This window comes from uncultured Sphingomonas sp., assembly GCF_964237155.1.
GTDB lineage: Bacteria > Pseudomonadota > Alphaproteobacteria > Sphingomonadales > Sphingomonadaceae > Sphingomonas.
Window position 1 is genome coordinate 1 of record NZ_CAXSHH010000064.1, and the last position, 14299, is coordinate 14299.

The window sequence follows — 14299 nt, forward strand, 5'->3', positions numbered from 1 at the left end:
CGAGAAACGCATGGCGGGCTAACCAACGGTGTCCGCCACACCAAGGGAAGATCACCCCCGCATGCGCGGGGATAGGCCCATGATTATGTTCGCGGTCGACCCATCCGGCGCGGCTCCCCCGCATGCGCGGGGATAGGCCCCTCGTCGACCGTCGCTATGGCGGGCGCGTTGTGGCTCCCCCGCATGCGCGGGGATAGGCCCCCAGTTTCGCCACGTCGCAGGCCAATCAAGCTGGCTCCCCCGCATGCGCGGGGATAGGCCCGTATGGCATTATAGGTCGATTGGGTTATGCCGGGCTCCCCCGCATGCGCGGGGATAGGCCCGCCTTGATCGCCCGGAGCGCGCGGCTGATGTAGGCTCCCCCGCATGCGCGGGGATAGGCCCAATACCAAGTCGCGTTTTGGATCGTGGCGCATGGCTCCCCCGCATGCGCGGGGATAGGCCCGCTTGCTCCAGCCGCGCCCATTCTGCGACTAGGGCTCCCCCGCATGCGCGGGGATAGGCCTTTGACGCCGGTGTCCGTCGCGATCGTCTCGGAGGCTCCCCCGCATGCGCGGGGATAGGCCCCTGACGGTCGCGGGGACGATCTCGTCGGAAGCGGCTCCCCCGCATGCGCGGGGATAGGCCCTATGGCGGGGGTGGCGCTAACTTGCCGGTTGGGGCTCCCCCGCATGCGCGGGGATAGGCCGCAACATCGGTCGGCTCCCGATGGGAGGTCGATGGCTCCCCCGCATGCGCGAGGATTAACTCGCTAGGAACCGGTCGGGGTCTCGCTGTGCCCTCGTCTCGGGGGTGAGCTTCGGGGAGGCGCGCTCGTCGTGAAGAGGGTTGTCCGACCACACTTTCCCCAACACTGAAAAACTCGGCCGCTACTCGCGTCGCGGCGGCTGCGGATCGGTACTCGGTCGCATTTGTTCGGGCATCATCGAAGACCCCTTCCTGCATCGGACCATTTCCTCAAGAGCCGGTCGCGGATGATCGGAACAACACGCCGCATGCTCAGGGACAGCCCTCATCCAGATCCATCCCGTCCGCGGCGCTCATTCGCCGAACAGCGCTGCGCCGGGCGTGGACACCGTCTCGGACGCCAGCGCGCGGTCGAGGTATAGGTTGCGCGCCTCGCAGCTCGTCTCGGCGACCAGCAGGCAGCTGTGGCACGCCGCGCCGCTCAGCGCACGGTCGTCGGCGTGCGCGTCCGGGTCGTGGTCGGCGCAGATCGGGTCGGTGGAGCACAGGCGCAGCTTGTCCAGCGCCCGCTCGGCGATCGCGCCGAGGCGGGGGAGCACGGCGAGGAGCCCGCCCAATGTCCCCTGCGCGCCCGCCGTGGCGGTGTAGAGCAGCAGCCCGAACCGCTCCGCCCCCTCGTCGACCGCCGCGTAGAGCCGCCCTTTCAACGCGGTCGCCGGATAGCCGCAATCCAGCGCGATCTCGTTCATGAGCGCGTGGGAGAAGCCGTGCATCGCGTAATATTCCAGGCCCGGAAAACGCAGCTTGTCGGCATAGTCGCGCCCGTCGCGCCAGCGCCGCCAACCGCGCTCCAGCAGGTCGGCGCGCGCCGCCACCGCCGGACGCTCGGCCCACGCCGCCAGCGCGGCGGCGTCGAAGCGCAGGAACAACCCCTCGCCAAGCTGCTCCACGGCGGGAAGCCAGTCGAGATCGGTCGCCAGCGCCGCGCCCTCGACGGCGATATGCAGGTCGTCCAGGTCGCCGTCGATCGCGGTGGGTGCGGCCTCGAACCGGGTGAAGCCATACAGGCACGACACCTCGCGCAATCGATGCACCGCCACCGCCGACGCGATCGCGTCCAGCCGCGATCGGTCGCCGCCCCAGTCGACGCGCTCGAGCGTGCGCGCATGGAGCTTGGCGTCCGGGTCGTCCGAGCCGATTTCGGCCAAGCCGGAGGCGAGGAGGTCGTATTCGGCGTTCCTGGGCGATTTGGGCGCGTTCCGGGCTCCCGCCAGGCGCAGCCCGCGGACGCGCTCGACCACCTCCTCGTCGCAGTATCCCTCCAGCGCGGCGCGCACGGCCGGGTTGGACCGGCGCGCGGCGGCCATGTCGGCGGCGCTCTCGACCCAGCCGACCGAGTCCATGTTGGCCTCGACCAGCCGGGTCAGCTCGTCCTCGGCCACCGGCAGCGAGATGACGGTCAGCACCTGCGAGAAATAGGCGTTGGTCGCCGTCCGGGTAAGGAATTTCAGCTGCTCCTCGCATCCGCCCGGCTCGTCGGTGCGCAGCCAGGGACGACGGCCTCGACATCCGCCGAGGCGACCGGTCGGCTGCGCGTCGAACAGCGAGAGCGCCGCGCCGCAGCCGCACACCACTCGTGTCGAGCGCGGGTCGCCCGACGTGCCGCGCTCCTCCAGCCACATCGGCTGGCCGCATCGCTCCGTCAGCCCCGCATGCACCGCGAAGCTCCAATCGATGTCCTGCAAATGCCCTTTCTTGCACCCGGCGACGAAGCGGATGGGGGTGACGGGGGTACGTTTCCCGTCGTCGTGGGTGAAGTCCGCGCGGCCCTTCGGGTTCAGGTCGCGCCAGCGCACCAGGCGACGACGACGAGCGCCACCCGCCTCCTCCGCATCGCGCGCGACGAACCAGACGGGGAAGATCCGCGCCTCGACACCCGGTGGCTCGGTCGCACCACGCCGCGCGTCGTCATCGACCGGCGGGGTGCGCAGCGTCAGCGCGACCCCGTCCTCCAGCCGGCCGGATTTGCGCAGCAGCACCTCGAGCACGGCGACCGCGCGCGGCTCGTGGATCTGCCGCCAGCTACCGCGCTCGCGCATGCCCCACAGGTCGAGCCCGCCCACGATCACCGAGCGGGTGGGCAGGTCCACCATCGCGCCGGGGCCGAACCCGGTGACGAGCTGCGATTGGCGCAGCGTGACGCGCTTGGATGAGGTCATGGGTGTTCCGTCCTTCTTGCCCGCGTCGTCATGCCAGGTCGCTCGCGCCCGCGATCGGCGCGCCGTCGGGACCACGCGGCCTGATCAGCACCCCGGGCTCGACGTCGCGCATGCTGTATCCGGCCTGGAAGCGGCGGTGCGCGGGGTCGGTCGGAAGCGCCGGGTCGAGCGGTGGGTGGAGTAGCCGGTGCGGCTTGTCGCCGTAGCTGAGCTTGACGCCGGTCGCGGTCCGCTCGGCCGCGACCGAGACCCAGTCGTCCAGCATGCCCTCGATCAGCCGCGCCAGTCCCGCCTTGCCGCCGTTCACGTCCTCCGGCGCACGGTCGACGAGGTGGCGCACCACCGCCGCGCGCGTTTCCGGCGAACCCTCCAGCGCGGTGACCGCGCCGGGGGGCGTCAGTTCGGGCCGCAGGTGACGCGCGATCGCCACCACCACGGCGGCCAGCGCGCGGTCGAGCGCGCGGGCGGACCAGGGGGTCACGCTGGTCGCCTCGACCGCGCGGTAGAAGGTGTCGTGAAAATGGCCGAACTGCTCGAAATGCATCCGGTCGCGGGGCTTGTGGACGTTGAGCACCGCGATCACGAGCCCCGGCCGTACCGGGTTGCGGCCGACGCGGCTCGTCGCCTGGATGTATTCGGCCGCGGTCTTGGGCTGGCCCTGCACCAGCATCAGCCCCAATCGCTCGATATCGAGGCCGACCGAGATCATGTTGGTGGCGAGCGCGACGTCGACCGGCTCCGCCCGGCCGGGGGCGGAGCCCTTCGACGCCGGCTCCGCCCGGCCGGAGGTGCCGCCCTTCGACGGCGACGACCCGAACACCGCCTCCAGCCGCCGTTTGGCCGCGGCGACCTGGTCGGTCGAAACGCGCGAGGTCAGCTCGATCGGCTCGGCGAGCGTACGGTCGCCGAAAGGGCGGTCGGGCGGCTCAAGGCGACGTCGTTCCGCACCATAGGCGGCGACGCGCGTCGCCACCTCGTCCTCGACGATGCGCCGCGCGCCGCCCAGCTCACGGAGCGCGTTGAAGTAGCACAGCGCGGTCAGGTAAGCGTCCGCGTCGCCGCCCTCATCGGCCAACCCCTGCGCGCCCGCCAACAGGGTGACGAGCGCCTGAAGGAAGACGAGCTTGGGTCCCCGCCCCGCCGCCGCCAGCCCGAGATACCAGCGCGCCGGATCCTCGACGCTTTCGGGCTTGGTCAGCGCGAAGAAGCTGTCGCGCCGATCGACGCCGGGCACGGGGAAGATGCCCGTATCCTCGCGGTCGAACAGCGCGAGGATCTGGCCCCGCGCGCGGCGCACGGTGGCGGTGGAGGCGACGATCTTGGGCCGCACGCGAACGCCGGCGACCTCGCGCGTGGCGAGCCGGTCGATCGCCACCTCGTACAGCCCCGCCACCGTGCCCAGCGGCCCGGAGATCAGGTGCAGCTCGTCCTGGATCACGAGGTCGGGCGGGTCGAGCCTGTGGCCGCCATCCAGCGCCCGGCCCTGCCCCGGCTCCACCGCGCCGTAGAAGCCCGTCCCGTCCGCCCGGTCGACATGGCCGAAGAACGCGCCCGCCTCGCCCTTCCAGGGCAACGAGGCGAACTTGTCCACCGTGGCGATCAGGAAGGCGGGCAACCGGCGATAGATCGCGTCGTCCACCACCAGCACGGGCAGCGCCCGGTCGCCGGTGAAGGCGCAGGCCGAGCTCGCGCAGCGCAATTCTAGGTTCACGGGCCGGTGGTCGTCGGGCACGCACCGGAAGCTCCTGGGCGTCAGCGCGGTCCCGCACCATGGGCATTCCTTGATCGGCGCGGGCGCGCGCGAGTTTCGGCCAGACGTATAGGCGCGCACCCGCGCCACAGCGCTGTCGTCCCCCCGGTCGCCCTTGCCGCCCATGCGGTTGGGGCTGGCATCCGATCCGACCCACAGCCCGATCTCGATCGGCCAATCGCCGAGCATTGAGCGCCCGTCCGCGCCCAGATAGTCGGGACCGGTGCGCAGCAGTTCCATCGCGCAGACAAGCCCGGCGGCGCGGCCGAGCTGGTCGAGCGTCAGCAGCCTGAGCGTATAGCGCATGATGACGCTGGTCCCCGCGCCCAGCAGCCCCGCCGCGCCCAGCCGACGGAGCGCGATGGTGAAGGCGGCCAGCCCCAGATACGCCTCCGTCTTGCCGCCGCCCGTCGGGAAGAACAGCAGGTCGGCGATCTCGCGGTCGGCGCTCCGCTTGTCGGCCATGCCGGGCAGGTTGAGCAGGATGAAGGCGAGCTGGAACGGCCGCCAGGCCGGGGCGGTGTCGCCCGGCCGCCGGGCGCGCGCGGCGTCGGCGACCGCGCGATTGGCGATCTCGAACGCGGTGCGCGCAGCCGTTCGCGCGCGAGGTCGACGTCCTCCGCCTCGCTCGGCCCCACCAGGTTGCGCCTGAGCCGCCGTACCAGTTCTTCCCTGACCCCGTCCGCGTTCATACCCCGTCCGCCTTCATCGCCGCCCCTCCGCCGCCGCGCGTTCGCCGTTCAGCTTGAGCAGCCGCGCCAGCAGCTCGTCGCGGAACGCGGCCGGCCAGAACAGCCGCCCTTGATATTGATGGTCGTCCTCGGTCTCGTCGGTGAGGAACGCGGGCGCCGCCCAGGAACCGACGGCGTCGGCCAGGTCGTCCCAGCCGTAGGCGCGGAGCACCGCCCGATCCATGTCGTCATGCAGACGTCGGAGTTCGGCGATGTCGTCGGCCGCATCGGACTCGCGGTGGAAGCGGTTGTAGGTCGGCGTCATCCCCTGCTCCCGCGCGACCATCAGCGCGGCGCGATGGTCGTGGTAGGCTCGGCCGACCGCCTCGAGCGCAGGCGCGTCGGTGTAGCCGGGCGGGAGCGGAAACGTCTCGAAGCAGTCGGTCGGCAGATATCGCTGGTCGTCCTTCATCGTCGCGCCGAAGGTTCGCACCCAGCAATCGTGCATTCTGGACTGCAAGATCGCTAAAGCACCTGCAGACGTGAATGGGAACGTGACCAGCGTATGTCCGAAGATGCTGCCCGCGTCGCTGAAGCTGAATGAGACGTGAGGCGAGGTCTGAACGGAGCGAACCGCGCCAGCGTACGAGGAGATGTCATCATGCCGCCATTCGCCGACCAGCCCTGGGCCAAGCTCGATCAGGACGATGACGGGCGCGTCGTCGCCGCGCTGCCGCTCGCCGATCATTGCTTCGATGTCGGCGCGGCGATGGAGGCGCTGTTGGCGGGCGGTGCGTGGGCCGGGCCGTTGCTCGGGCACAAGGTGCCTACCCTGGCGGAGGCGCGGGCTACGCCCTATCCCGCGCTCTCGGGTCGCGCCGCGCCGCCGCGTCGGGCGTCGTCGGACAAAACGTCCGGGAAACGGGTGCGGATCGAGATCGCTGGGTCGATCGACAATCCCGACACGATCGCGGCGAGGGCGGTCGCGGCGGCGAGGGCGGGCGCGTCGGTGCTGGTCGTCCGCAACAGCGTCGGCGGCGCGGTGGCGACCGCGCAGGCGGTCGAGGCGATCGCCCCCGACCTCGCGTTCCGCGTCGAAGGGGTCGCGACGCTCCACCATGGCCGCTTCGCCGCGTCCGACCGCCGGCTGCTCGACGCCGCGGTGGAGCGGGCGTTCGGCCGCGGGCGTTTGGCGGAGGGTCGCGTGCTGGTCGGCACGCAGACGCTGGAGCAATCGCTCGACCTAGATGCCGACCTGCTGTTGACCGACTTGGCGCCGATCGACGTGCTGCTCCAGCGGATCGGTCGCCTCCACCGCCACGACCGGCGGGATCGCGGCGCTTACGGGGAGGCGCGTACGGTGGTGCTGCGGCCCGCCGAGCGCGACCTGACCCGTCTGCTCGGCCGCGCGCGCGATCGGCACGGGCTGGGGCCGATGAGGGACGGCGCGGGCGTCTATCCCGACCTCGTGCAGCTGGAGGCGACGTTGCGGTTGCTGGAGGACAACCCGTCGGTGTCGATCCCCGCCGACAACCGCCGCCTGGTCGAGTGCGCGCTGCATCCGGACATCAGGGAGGAGTTGACGGACTTGCTCGGCGCGGAGTGGGCCAACCACGATGCCGACCTGATAGGGATCGCACATGCCGAGCGTGGCATGGCGGCCGGACAGTCGCTCGACCTATCCACCCCGTTTCGCGAGCTGACCTTTCCGGACGGCGAAACCATCGGCACCCGCCTGGGTTCGCGCGACCTGCTGGTCGACTTCGACCCGCCGCTGCCCGGTCCGTTCGGTGAGCCGGTCGCCCGTCTCTCCATCCCGCACTGGATGGCCGGCGAGATCAAACCAGGCGACACACCCACGGCATCGGGCGAGAGTGAGAACGGCCGGCGTTTCCAGCTGGGCGAGCGGGCCTATGTCTATGGCCGCTGGGGACTGGTGCCCACGACGTGACGCGCGTCACCGGAGCGCACATCTCGTCTCGTCCCACTTCGAGTCGCCGAACGCGATGGCGGGCATGTCGAGCAGGCGCTTGGTCTCAAGCGTCGGATCCTGCGCGGGCCTGGCCGCATCACGGCGGCGGGCACGGCCGTATATCCGCCCTACCGCCCCGGTACGACGCCGCCCGGGCTCAACGCTCGGCGAGCAGCCGATCGAGCGCCCGCGCGACGCCGTCCTCGTCGTTGGACGCGGTGATCCAGTCGGCGGCGGCGCGCACCTCGTCCGGGGCCTGGCCCATCGCGACGGGCAGGCCCGCCCGTTCCAGCATCGGCAGGTCGTTTGGCATGTCGCCGATCACCATCACCGCCGCCAGATCGACCCCGGCGGCGCGCGCGAGCGCCTCGACGCCATTGCCCTTGTTCGCCTCCAATGCGGTGACGTCGAGATAGTAGGTCTGCGACAGCGCGATCGTCGCCCGCCCGCCGAAACGCGCGCGTCCCTCCTCGAGCAGCCGGGCGAGCACCGGCGGGTCGTCGCTGACGAAGGTGATCTTGCCCGCGCGGGCGGCGAGCGGGGCGAAGTCGCCCACGATCGCGGGCTCCTGGTCGGCGGAGATCCGTTCGCGCGGCACATGCGGGTTGTCCAGCGTGTCCGCATGCCACCGTCCGTCCGCGAACACCCAGACGTTCGCGCCCGATCCGCGCGCCAGGGCCAACATGCCGGACGCGACGTCCCCCGGCACCGGATGCTCCTCCATCACCACGCCGTCGCGCCGGAACACCGCGCCGCCGTTGAACGCGCCGATCGGATCATCCAGCCCGAGCGCCTTCGCGATCGGCAGCACACCCGACGGCGGCCGCGCGCTGATCACCGTGAAGCCGACCCCCGCCGCCCGCACCCGCGCCACCGCGTCGATCGTCGCGGGACGCAGGACCTTGTCGTGATCGACGAGCGTCCCATCCACGTCAGAGACGACGAGCCTTATGTCGCTCGCGACCGTGGTCATTGCGGCAGTTCGACGTGCCCGCCGAAACCGAACCGCATCGCCGACAACACCTTGTCGCCGAAGGTGTGGTCCACCCGGCTGCGGTAGCGCGCGAACAGCGCGGCGGTCAGCACATGCGCGGGCACCGCTTCCTCCATCGCCGCGTCGATCGTCCAGCGGCCCTCGCCCGAGTCGGCGACGCTGCCGGAGAACTGCTCGAGCGCTTGGTCCTTGGCGAGCGCGATCGCGGTCAGGTCGAGGAGCCAGGACGAGATCACTGATCCCCGCCGCCACACCTCGGCGATGTCGGTGAGGTTCAGGTCGAACCGCTCCTCCTCCGCCAGCTTGTCCGACTTCTTGCCCTTCAGGATGTCGAATCCCTCGGCATACGCCTGCATCAGCCCGTATTCGATGCCGTTATGGACCATCTTGACGAAATGCCCCGCCCCCGGCGGGCCGGCATGGATGTAGCCCATCTCTGCGCGGGGATCCTCTCCCTCCATCTCCATCCGGTCGGGCGTGCGCGGGATGGAGCCGTGGCCGGGGGCCAGCGTCCGGAAGATCGGGTCGAGACGGTCGACGACCTCCGTGTCGCCGCCGATCATCATGCAATAACCGCGTTCCAGCCCCCACACGCCGCCCGACGTGCCGACATCGACATAGCGGACGCCCTTCTCGGCCAGCATCTTGGCGCGGCGGATGTCGTCCTTGTAGAACGTGTTGCCGCCGTCGATGATGATCGTATCCGCCGCGCAGACCGACGCCAGCGCCTCGATCGTGCTCTCCGTCGCCTCGCCCGCGGGCAACATGACCCAGAAAATGGCGGGATGCGGAAGCTTGCTCCGCATGTCCTCCAGCGAGTCCGCGCCCTCCGCGCCGTCGGCGACGAGCTTGGCCACCGCTTCCGCGCCGCGGTCGTAGGCGACGACCTCGTGCCCATCGCGCATCAGGCGCCGGGCGATGTTCGCGCCCATCCGGCCCAGGCCAATCATTCCCAACTTCATCTTCTACTCCCTCTTCCCTTGGGGAGAGGGCCGGGGAGAGGGATTGCTCAAAACGCTTTCCTCTACGCGGCCCCTCTCCCCGACCCTTTCCCCGGCGGGGAGAGGGAGATTAGTTCAAGCCTCCACCGAATGCTTGGCGGCGATCGCGCCGAGCAGGTCGTCGAACGCTTTCACGAAGGACGCGACGCCCGCCTCGACCAGCCCGTCCGTCACGCTGCCCAGATCGAGCCCGAGCCGCTCGATCTCGGCGAGCATGCGCTCTGCCTCGTCGACGCCAGTCGTCAGCGTCTCGGCGACCGTCCCGGTCTCGCGGAACGCGTCCATCGTCGCGACGGGCATGGTGTTGACCGTGTCGGGTCCGATCAGCGTGTCGACATATAGCGTGGTCGGATACGCCTTGTCCTTCACCCCCGTCGACGCCCAGAGCAACCGCTGCGGCCGCGCGCCCTTCTCCGCCAGCGCGCGCCAGCGGTCGGAGGCCGTGAACTCTTGGTACCATCGATAGGCGAGCTTGGCGTTGGCGATCGCCGCCTTGCCGCGCACCGCCTTCAGCGCCTCGCTCTCCGGATCGCCCTCGGCCACGCGCCGGTCGATCTCCTTGTCGATCGTCGTGTCGATGCGGCTGACGAAGAAGCTCGCGACGCTCGCGATCCGGTCGATTGGCTGTCCCTGCCGCACGCGCTCCTCAAGCCCCATCGCGTACGCCTCGGCGACGCGGGCATAGGCGTCCTGCGCGAATAACAGCGTGACGTTGACGTTGATCCCGCTCGCGATCGTCGCGGCGATCGCCGGGCCGCCCGCCAGCGTGCCGGGAATCTTGATCATCAGGTTCGGGCGGTCGACAGCGCGCCACAGCTTCTTCGCCTCCGCGATCGTCGCGTCGGTATCGTCGGAGATGTAGGGCGACACCTCCAGGCTGACATAGCCGTCCTTGGCGTCCAGCCGGTCGTATACCGGGCGAAGCGTATCGGCGGCGGCGACGATGTCCCCGACGGCCAGGAACTCGTACCGGTCGATCGTCGCCGCGTCCGGATGCTCGGCGTCATACTCGGCGAGCGTCTCGTCATACGCATCGCCGTGACCCATCGCCTTCTCGAATATAGAGGGATTGGAGGTGACGCCGGTCAGCCCGTCCGCCTCGACCAGCCTCTCCAGCCCCTTGGCCTGGAGGAACTTGCGATCGACGAAATCGAGCCACACCGCCGTCCCCGCGGCGCTCAGCTCGCCCAACTTGCTCATGCGTTCTTCTCCATCATCTCGCGCGCGACCTTCACGACGTTGTCCACCGTGAAGCCGTACTTGTCCTGCAGCTTGGCCAGCGGGGCGGACGCGCCGAAGGTCGACATGGTGATGGTCCGCCCTTTCAGCCCGACATAGCGGTGCCAGCCCATCTCGCCCGCCTGCTCGATCGCGAGCCGCGACGGGACGGCGGAGGGCAGCACCGATTCCTTGTACGCCTCGTCCTGCAATTCGTACCGGTACCAGCTCGGCATCGACACCACGCGCGCGCGGACGCCCTCGGTAGCGAGACGCTCATATGCATCGACCGCGAGCGACACCTCCGAGCCGGTCGCGATCAGGATCACCTCCGGATCGTCGGCGGAGGCGAGGACGTAGGCACCCCGCGCGACCCCGTCGGCGCTGGCGTACTTGCTCCGGTCGAGCGTCGGCAGCGCCTGGCGCGACAGGATCAGCGCGGTCGGACGGTCGCTCATCTCCATGATCCCGCGCCACGCGGCCGCGACCTCGTTGGCGTCCCCGGGCCGGACCACGTCGAGGCCGGGGATCGCGCGGAGCGAGGCGAGGTGCTCGATCGGCTGATGCGTCGGCCCGTCCTCGCCCACCCCGATCGAGTCATGGGTGAACACGAAGATCGACCCGATCTCCATGATCGCCGCCAGCCGGATCGGCGGGCGCATATAGTCGGAAAAGACCAGGAACGTCGCGCCGTACGAGCGCAGGTACGATAGCGCCATGCCGTTCACGACCGCGCCCATGCCGTGCTCGCGCACGCCGAAATGGAGATTGCGACCCTCATAGCTCCCGGTCGCGAACGACCCGGCGTCCTTGATCTCGGTCTTGGTCGAGGGCGCGAGGTCGGCCGACCCGCCGATCAGCCACGGCACATTGGGCGCGATCGCGTTCAGCACCTTGCCGCCGGCATCGCGGCTGGCGAGGCCCTTCGCGTCGGCCTCGAACACGGGAATGCCCGCGTCCCATCCGTCGGGCAGCTCGTCGGCAAGCATTTGGTCGAGTTCGCGCGCGAGGTCGGGATACGCGGCGCGGTAGCGCTCTACGTTCGCCTCCCATTCCTCGCGCAGCGGACGGCTCCGGCCCTCGATCGCGCCCCGGAACCGGTCGGCGACGCCGTCGGGAACGAGGAAGGGCTTGTCCTCGGGCCAGCCATACGCCTTCTTGGTGGCGGCGACGTCCTCAGGGGTCATCGCCTCGCCGTGCGCCTTGGCGGTGCCCTGGATCGAACTGCCGTAACCGATGACGCTGTGGACGATGATCAGCGTCGGACGGTCGTCGGTCGCGCGGAAGCGGTCCAGCGCGGTCGCGAGCGCCTCGGCGTCGTTGGCATCGTCGACATGAACGACCTGCCATCCGTAGCCCTGAAACCGCTCGCCGACGTCCTCGTCGAAGGTCAGGTCGGTGCCCCCCTCGATCGAAACGTGATTCGAATCGTAGATCCAGCACAAATTGGACAGCTTGAGGTGCCCGGCGAGGCTGGCCGTCTCGCTCGCTACGCCCTCCATCATGTCGCCGTCGCCCGCGAGCACATAGACGTCGTGGTCGAACAGCGTGAAGCCGTCGCGGTTGAAGTGCGCAGCCAGCCAACGCTCGGCGATCGCCATCCCGACCGAGTTGCCGCAACCCGCACCGAGCGGCCCGGTCGTGGTCTCGACCCCAGTGGTGTGCCGATATTCGGGATGGCCAGGGGTGCGGCTGGAGAGCTGGCGAAACTGCTTGATGTCGTCGAGCGACATCGCGGGCTCGCCCGTCTTGCTGCCGTCGGCATCGATCTCCTCGATCCCCGCCAGGTGAATGAGCGCGTAGAGCAGCATCGACGCATGGCCGACCGACAGCACGAACCGGTCGCGATTGGGCCAGGACGGCATCGTCGGATCGTAGCGCAGGAACCGAGACCACAGCGTGTGCCCGACGGGGGCGAGCGCCATCGGCGTACCAATATGGCCTGACTTCGCCTGCTGCACGGCGTCCATCGCCAGGGTACGGATCGTGTCGATGGCGAGGCGCTCGGGAGAGCCGTCCTCGCGGTAGGCGTCGGCTGACGGCCGCTCGGTGGTAGCTGCGTCGGTCATATCCGCCTCATGTAATTCAGGGGGTCGAACGCGGGGCGTCCGATTGGGTTGCTGTTAATCTCGATTAACCGGTCGTTCCAGCTTCGTCACGGTGCCATTCGTCGCCAGATAGGCGGCATGGACCTCGGTGAGGAACAGCCCGTGGCCGAGCACGCCGGGGATCGCCTGCAGCCAGGCCGCCGTCCCATGCGGCTCCGACAAGTCGCGGAACAGGCAATCAACGACGAGCATGTCCTGGTCGGTCCGGTACGGCACGCCCCCGGTCATCCGCGTCGCGGGGTCCGCTCGTTTGGCGAGCGCCCTCATCACGAAGCCGCGCGCGAAGGGCAGCACCTCCACCGGCACCCGCGCCGCGCCGATCGCGGGAACGCGCTTGGCCCCGTCGGCGATCACGACCATGCGGCCGCTCGCCGCCGCCACGCATTTCTCGCGCAGCATCGCCCCGCCCGCGCCCTTCACCACCAGCAACCGGTCGTCGATCTCGTCCGCGCCGTCGATCGTCAGGTCCACCCGCGCGACGCCCGCGAAGTCATGAACGCGGATGCCAAGGGTCCGCGCCAGTTCGGCCGACGCCACGCTCGTCGCCACTGCGTCGATATCGAGCCCGTCCGCCACCATCCGCCCCAGCGCCCGGATCATGTGCGCGGCGGTCGATCCGGTGCCCAGCCCCACCATCATGCCGGAGCGCACCTCCGCCACCGCCGCTTCGGCCGCCACGCGCTTGTCGTCGTCCGCGCTCATGCGATGTCTCCTCCGCCCGATCGGTCCGGGCGCGGCCTATACGCCGCACTCGGCGGGACTATACCCTTATAATCGCGAGAGCGCGGTCGACGAGGTAGGCTGGACCGGTCGTCGTCGGAAGCGAGTGTCTTGTGACCGGCGTTTCCGACATACGGGAAGCCGCGGAAAGCGGTTGTTGATCGATGGTCTCAAAACCGACCGAGACTGTTGAAAAACTCGAGCTGCGATAGATAATTGCGCTTTCTAGTAAGCTTTAAAGGTAACAACTACTCGTAGAGAGATATTCGTGCGCAGATTTCACGTAAGAAGCAAGATTGTGATGCATATCGCAGGAGGACCGACTTTTCAATAGTCTCGACCGGTTGTGACACAAACTAATGGCAGAGGGTAGTGGAAAAGCAAACGGCAGCTTCCAGCCCGTGACCGTCGGAAAGTTGCCGTTCCAGATTACCCGATTGCCACAATCTTACTGCGCACGATGTTGACGGGGTCATAGCCGCGCGAGCCAAAGAAGCCTTGAGCAATAGAATTTAGAGCCCAAGCGTCGAGAACGACATTTGCAATGCCAAGCCTCACGGCTTCTGACTCAGCTTGATCGAGCAATTTCGTCCCGACTCCCTTGCTTCTTGCATTTTCATCAACCGCTATATGGTGAATGTAAATTCGCCTACGAGGTAGATAGAAAGTGTCCTGCTCACGGGTTTGGATTTCAAACCAGATATACCCGAGGAGGCTACTGTCGAACGCTGCTACAGCCACTGTGCTATTTGGATCATTCAAGCGATCAGTCCAAAACTTCTCGAGGTGTGAGTAATTCCAATTGGATCGGAAAATATCAGGTCTTAGCCGAGCGTGAAGGTCTTGAACTACACCATTCAAACGCACCAAGTCTGGTAGGTCTGTCGGTTGGGCCTTGACGATAGCTAGGGCTCAAACCCAATCAGCGGGTTGAGCTGAGCGCCGTTCGCTGATTCACC

Annotated in this window: 10 protein-coding genes and 1 CRISPR repeat array; of the genes, 1 reads left to right on the plus strand and 9 read right to left on the minus strand. The window is 68.8% G+C overall.

From position 1 onward, the window contains the following. Window positions 1-50 precede the first annotated feature (50 nt). Window positions 51-750: direct repeats of the CRISPR family, unit length 28 nt; unit sequence GGCTCCCCCGCATGCGCGGGGATAGGCC. Between the two features lie 290 nt (window positions 751-1040). The 3 genes from drmB to ACFE71_RS12305 form a co-directional block, all read right to left on the minus strand. After that, window positions 1041-2906 carry a DrmB family protein gene (gene drmB / locus ACFE71_RS12295; RefSeq protein WP_375429081.1) on the minus strand — a complete coding sequence of 622 codons (1866 nt, stop codon included), beginning with the start codon at window positions 2904-2906 and terminating at the stop codon, window positions 1041-1043. Window positions 2907-2934: 28 nt separating this feature from the next. Further along, window positions 2935-5121: a hypothetical protein gene (locus tag ACFE71_RS12300; protein ID WP_375429082.1), complete on the minus strand. Its 2187-nt coding sequence runs from the start codon at window positions 5119-5121 to the stop codon at window positions 2935-2937. A 240-nt stretch (window positions 5122-5361) separates the two neighbouring features. Continuing rightward, a complete protein-coding gene (locus ACFE71_RS12305; RefSeq protein WP_375429083.1) occupies window positions 5362-6075 on the minus strand; it encodes a type IIL restriction-modification enzyme MmeI in 714 nt (237 codons plus the stop codon). Here ACFE71_RS12305 and ACFE71_RS12310 point away from each other — a divergent pair. Further along, window positions 5989-7278, plus strand: coding sequence for a hypothetical protein (locus ACFE71_RS12310; protein ID WP_375429084.1), 1290 nt, complete (start codon window positions 5989-5991; stop codon window positions 7276-7278). The two genes, ACFE71_RS12305 and ACFE71_RS12310, sit on opposite strands and share 87 nt — an antisense overlap. A 178-nt stretch (window positions 7279-7456) precedes the next feature. Here the strand turns inward: ACFE71_RS12310 and ACFE71_RS12315 are convergent, their stop codons facing one another. From ACFE71_RS12315 to ACFE71_RS12340, 6 genes are all read right to left on the minus strand, one after another. Further along, window positions 7457-8272 (minus strand): Cof-type HAD-IIB family hydrolase, encoded by an 816-nt coding sequence (locus ACFE71_RS12315; protein ID WP_375429085.1) that lies wholly within the window; start codon window positions 8270-8272, stop codon window positions 7457-7459. Beyond that, window positions 8269-9255 carry a phosphogluconate dehydrogenase (NAD(+)-dependent, decarboxylating) gene (gnd, locus tag ACFE71_RS12320; protein WP_375429086.1) on the minus strand — a complete coding sequence of 329 codons (987 nt, stop codon included), beginning with the start codon at window positions 9253-9255 and terminating at the stop codon, window positions 8269-8271. The genes ACFE71_RS12315 and gnd overlap by 4 nt, the downstream gene beginning before the upstream one ends. A gap of 114 nt (window positions 9256-9369) precedes the next feature. Next, entirely contained in the window at window positions 9370-10494 is a 1125-nt protein-coding gene (gene tal, locus ACFE71_RS12325; protein ID WP_375429087.1) for a transaldolase, read from the minus strand. Next, window positions 10491-12581 carry a transketolase gene (tkt, locus tag ACFE71_RS12330; protein ID WP_375429088.1) on the minus strand — a complete coding sequence of 697 codons (2091 nt, stop codon included), beginning with the start codon at window positions 12579-12581 and terminating at the stop codon, window positions 10491-10493. Before tkt ends, tal begins: the two co-directional genes overlap by 4 nt. 54 nt (window positions 12582-12635) lie before the next feature. Continuing rightward, window positions 12636-13322: a ribose-5-phosphate isomerase RpiA gene (rpiA, locus tag ACFE71_RS12335; protein ID WP_375429089.1), complete on the minus strand. Its 687-nt coding sequence runs from the start codon at window positions 13320-13322 to the stop codon at window positions 12636-12638. Between the two features lie 447 nt (window positions 13323-13769). After that, complete coding sequence (locus ACFE71_RS12340) at window positions 13770-14207, minus strand: GNAT family N-acetyltransferase (RefSeq protein ID WP_375429090.1); 438 nt, start codon at window positions 14205-14207, stop codon at window positions 13770-13772. Window positions 14208-14299: the final 92 nt, after the last annotated feature.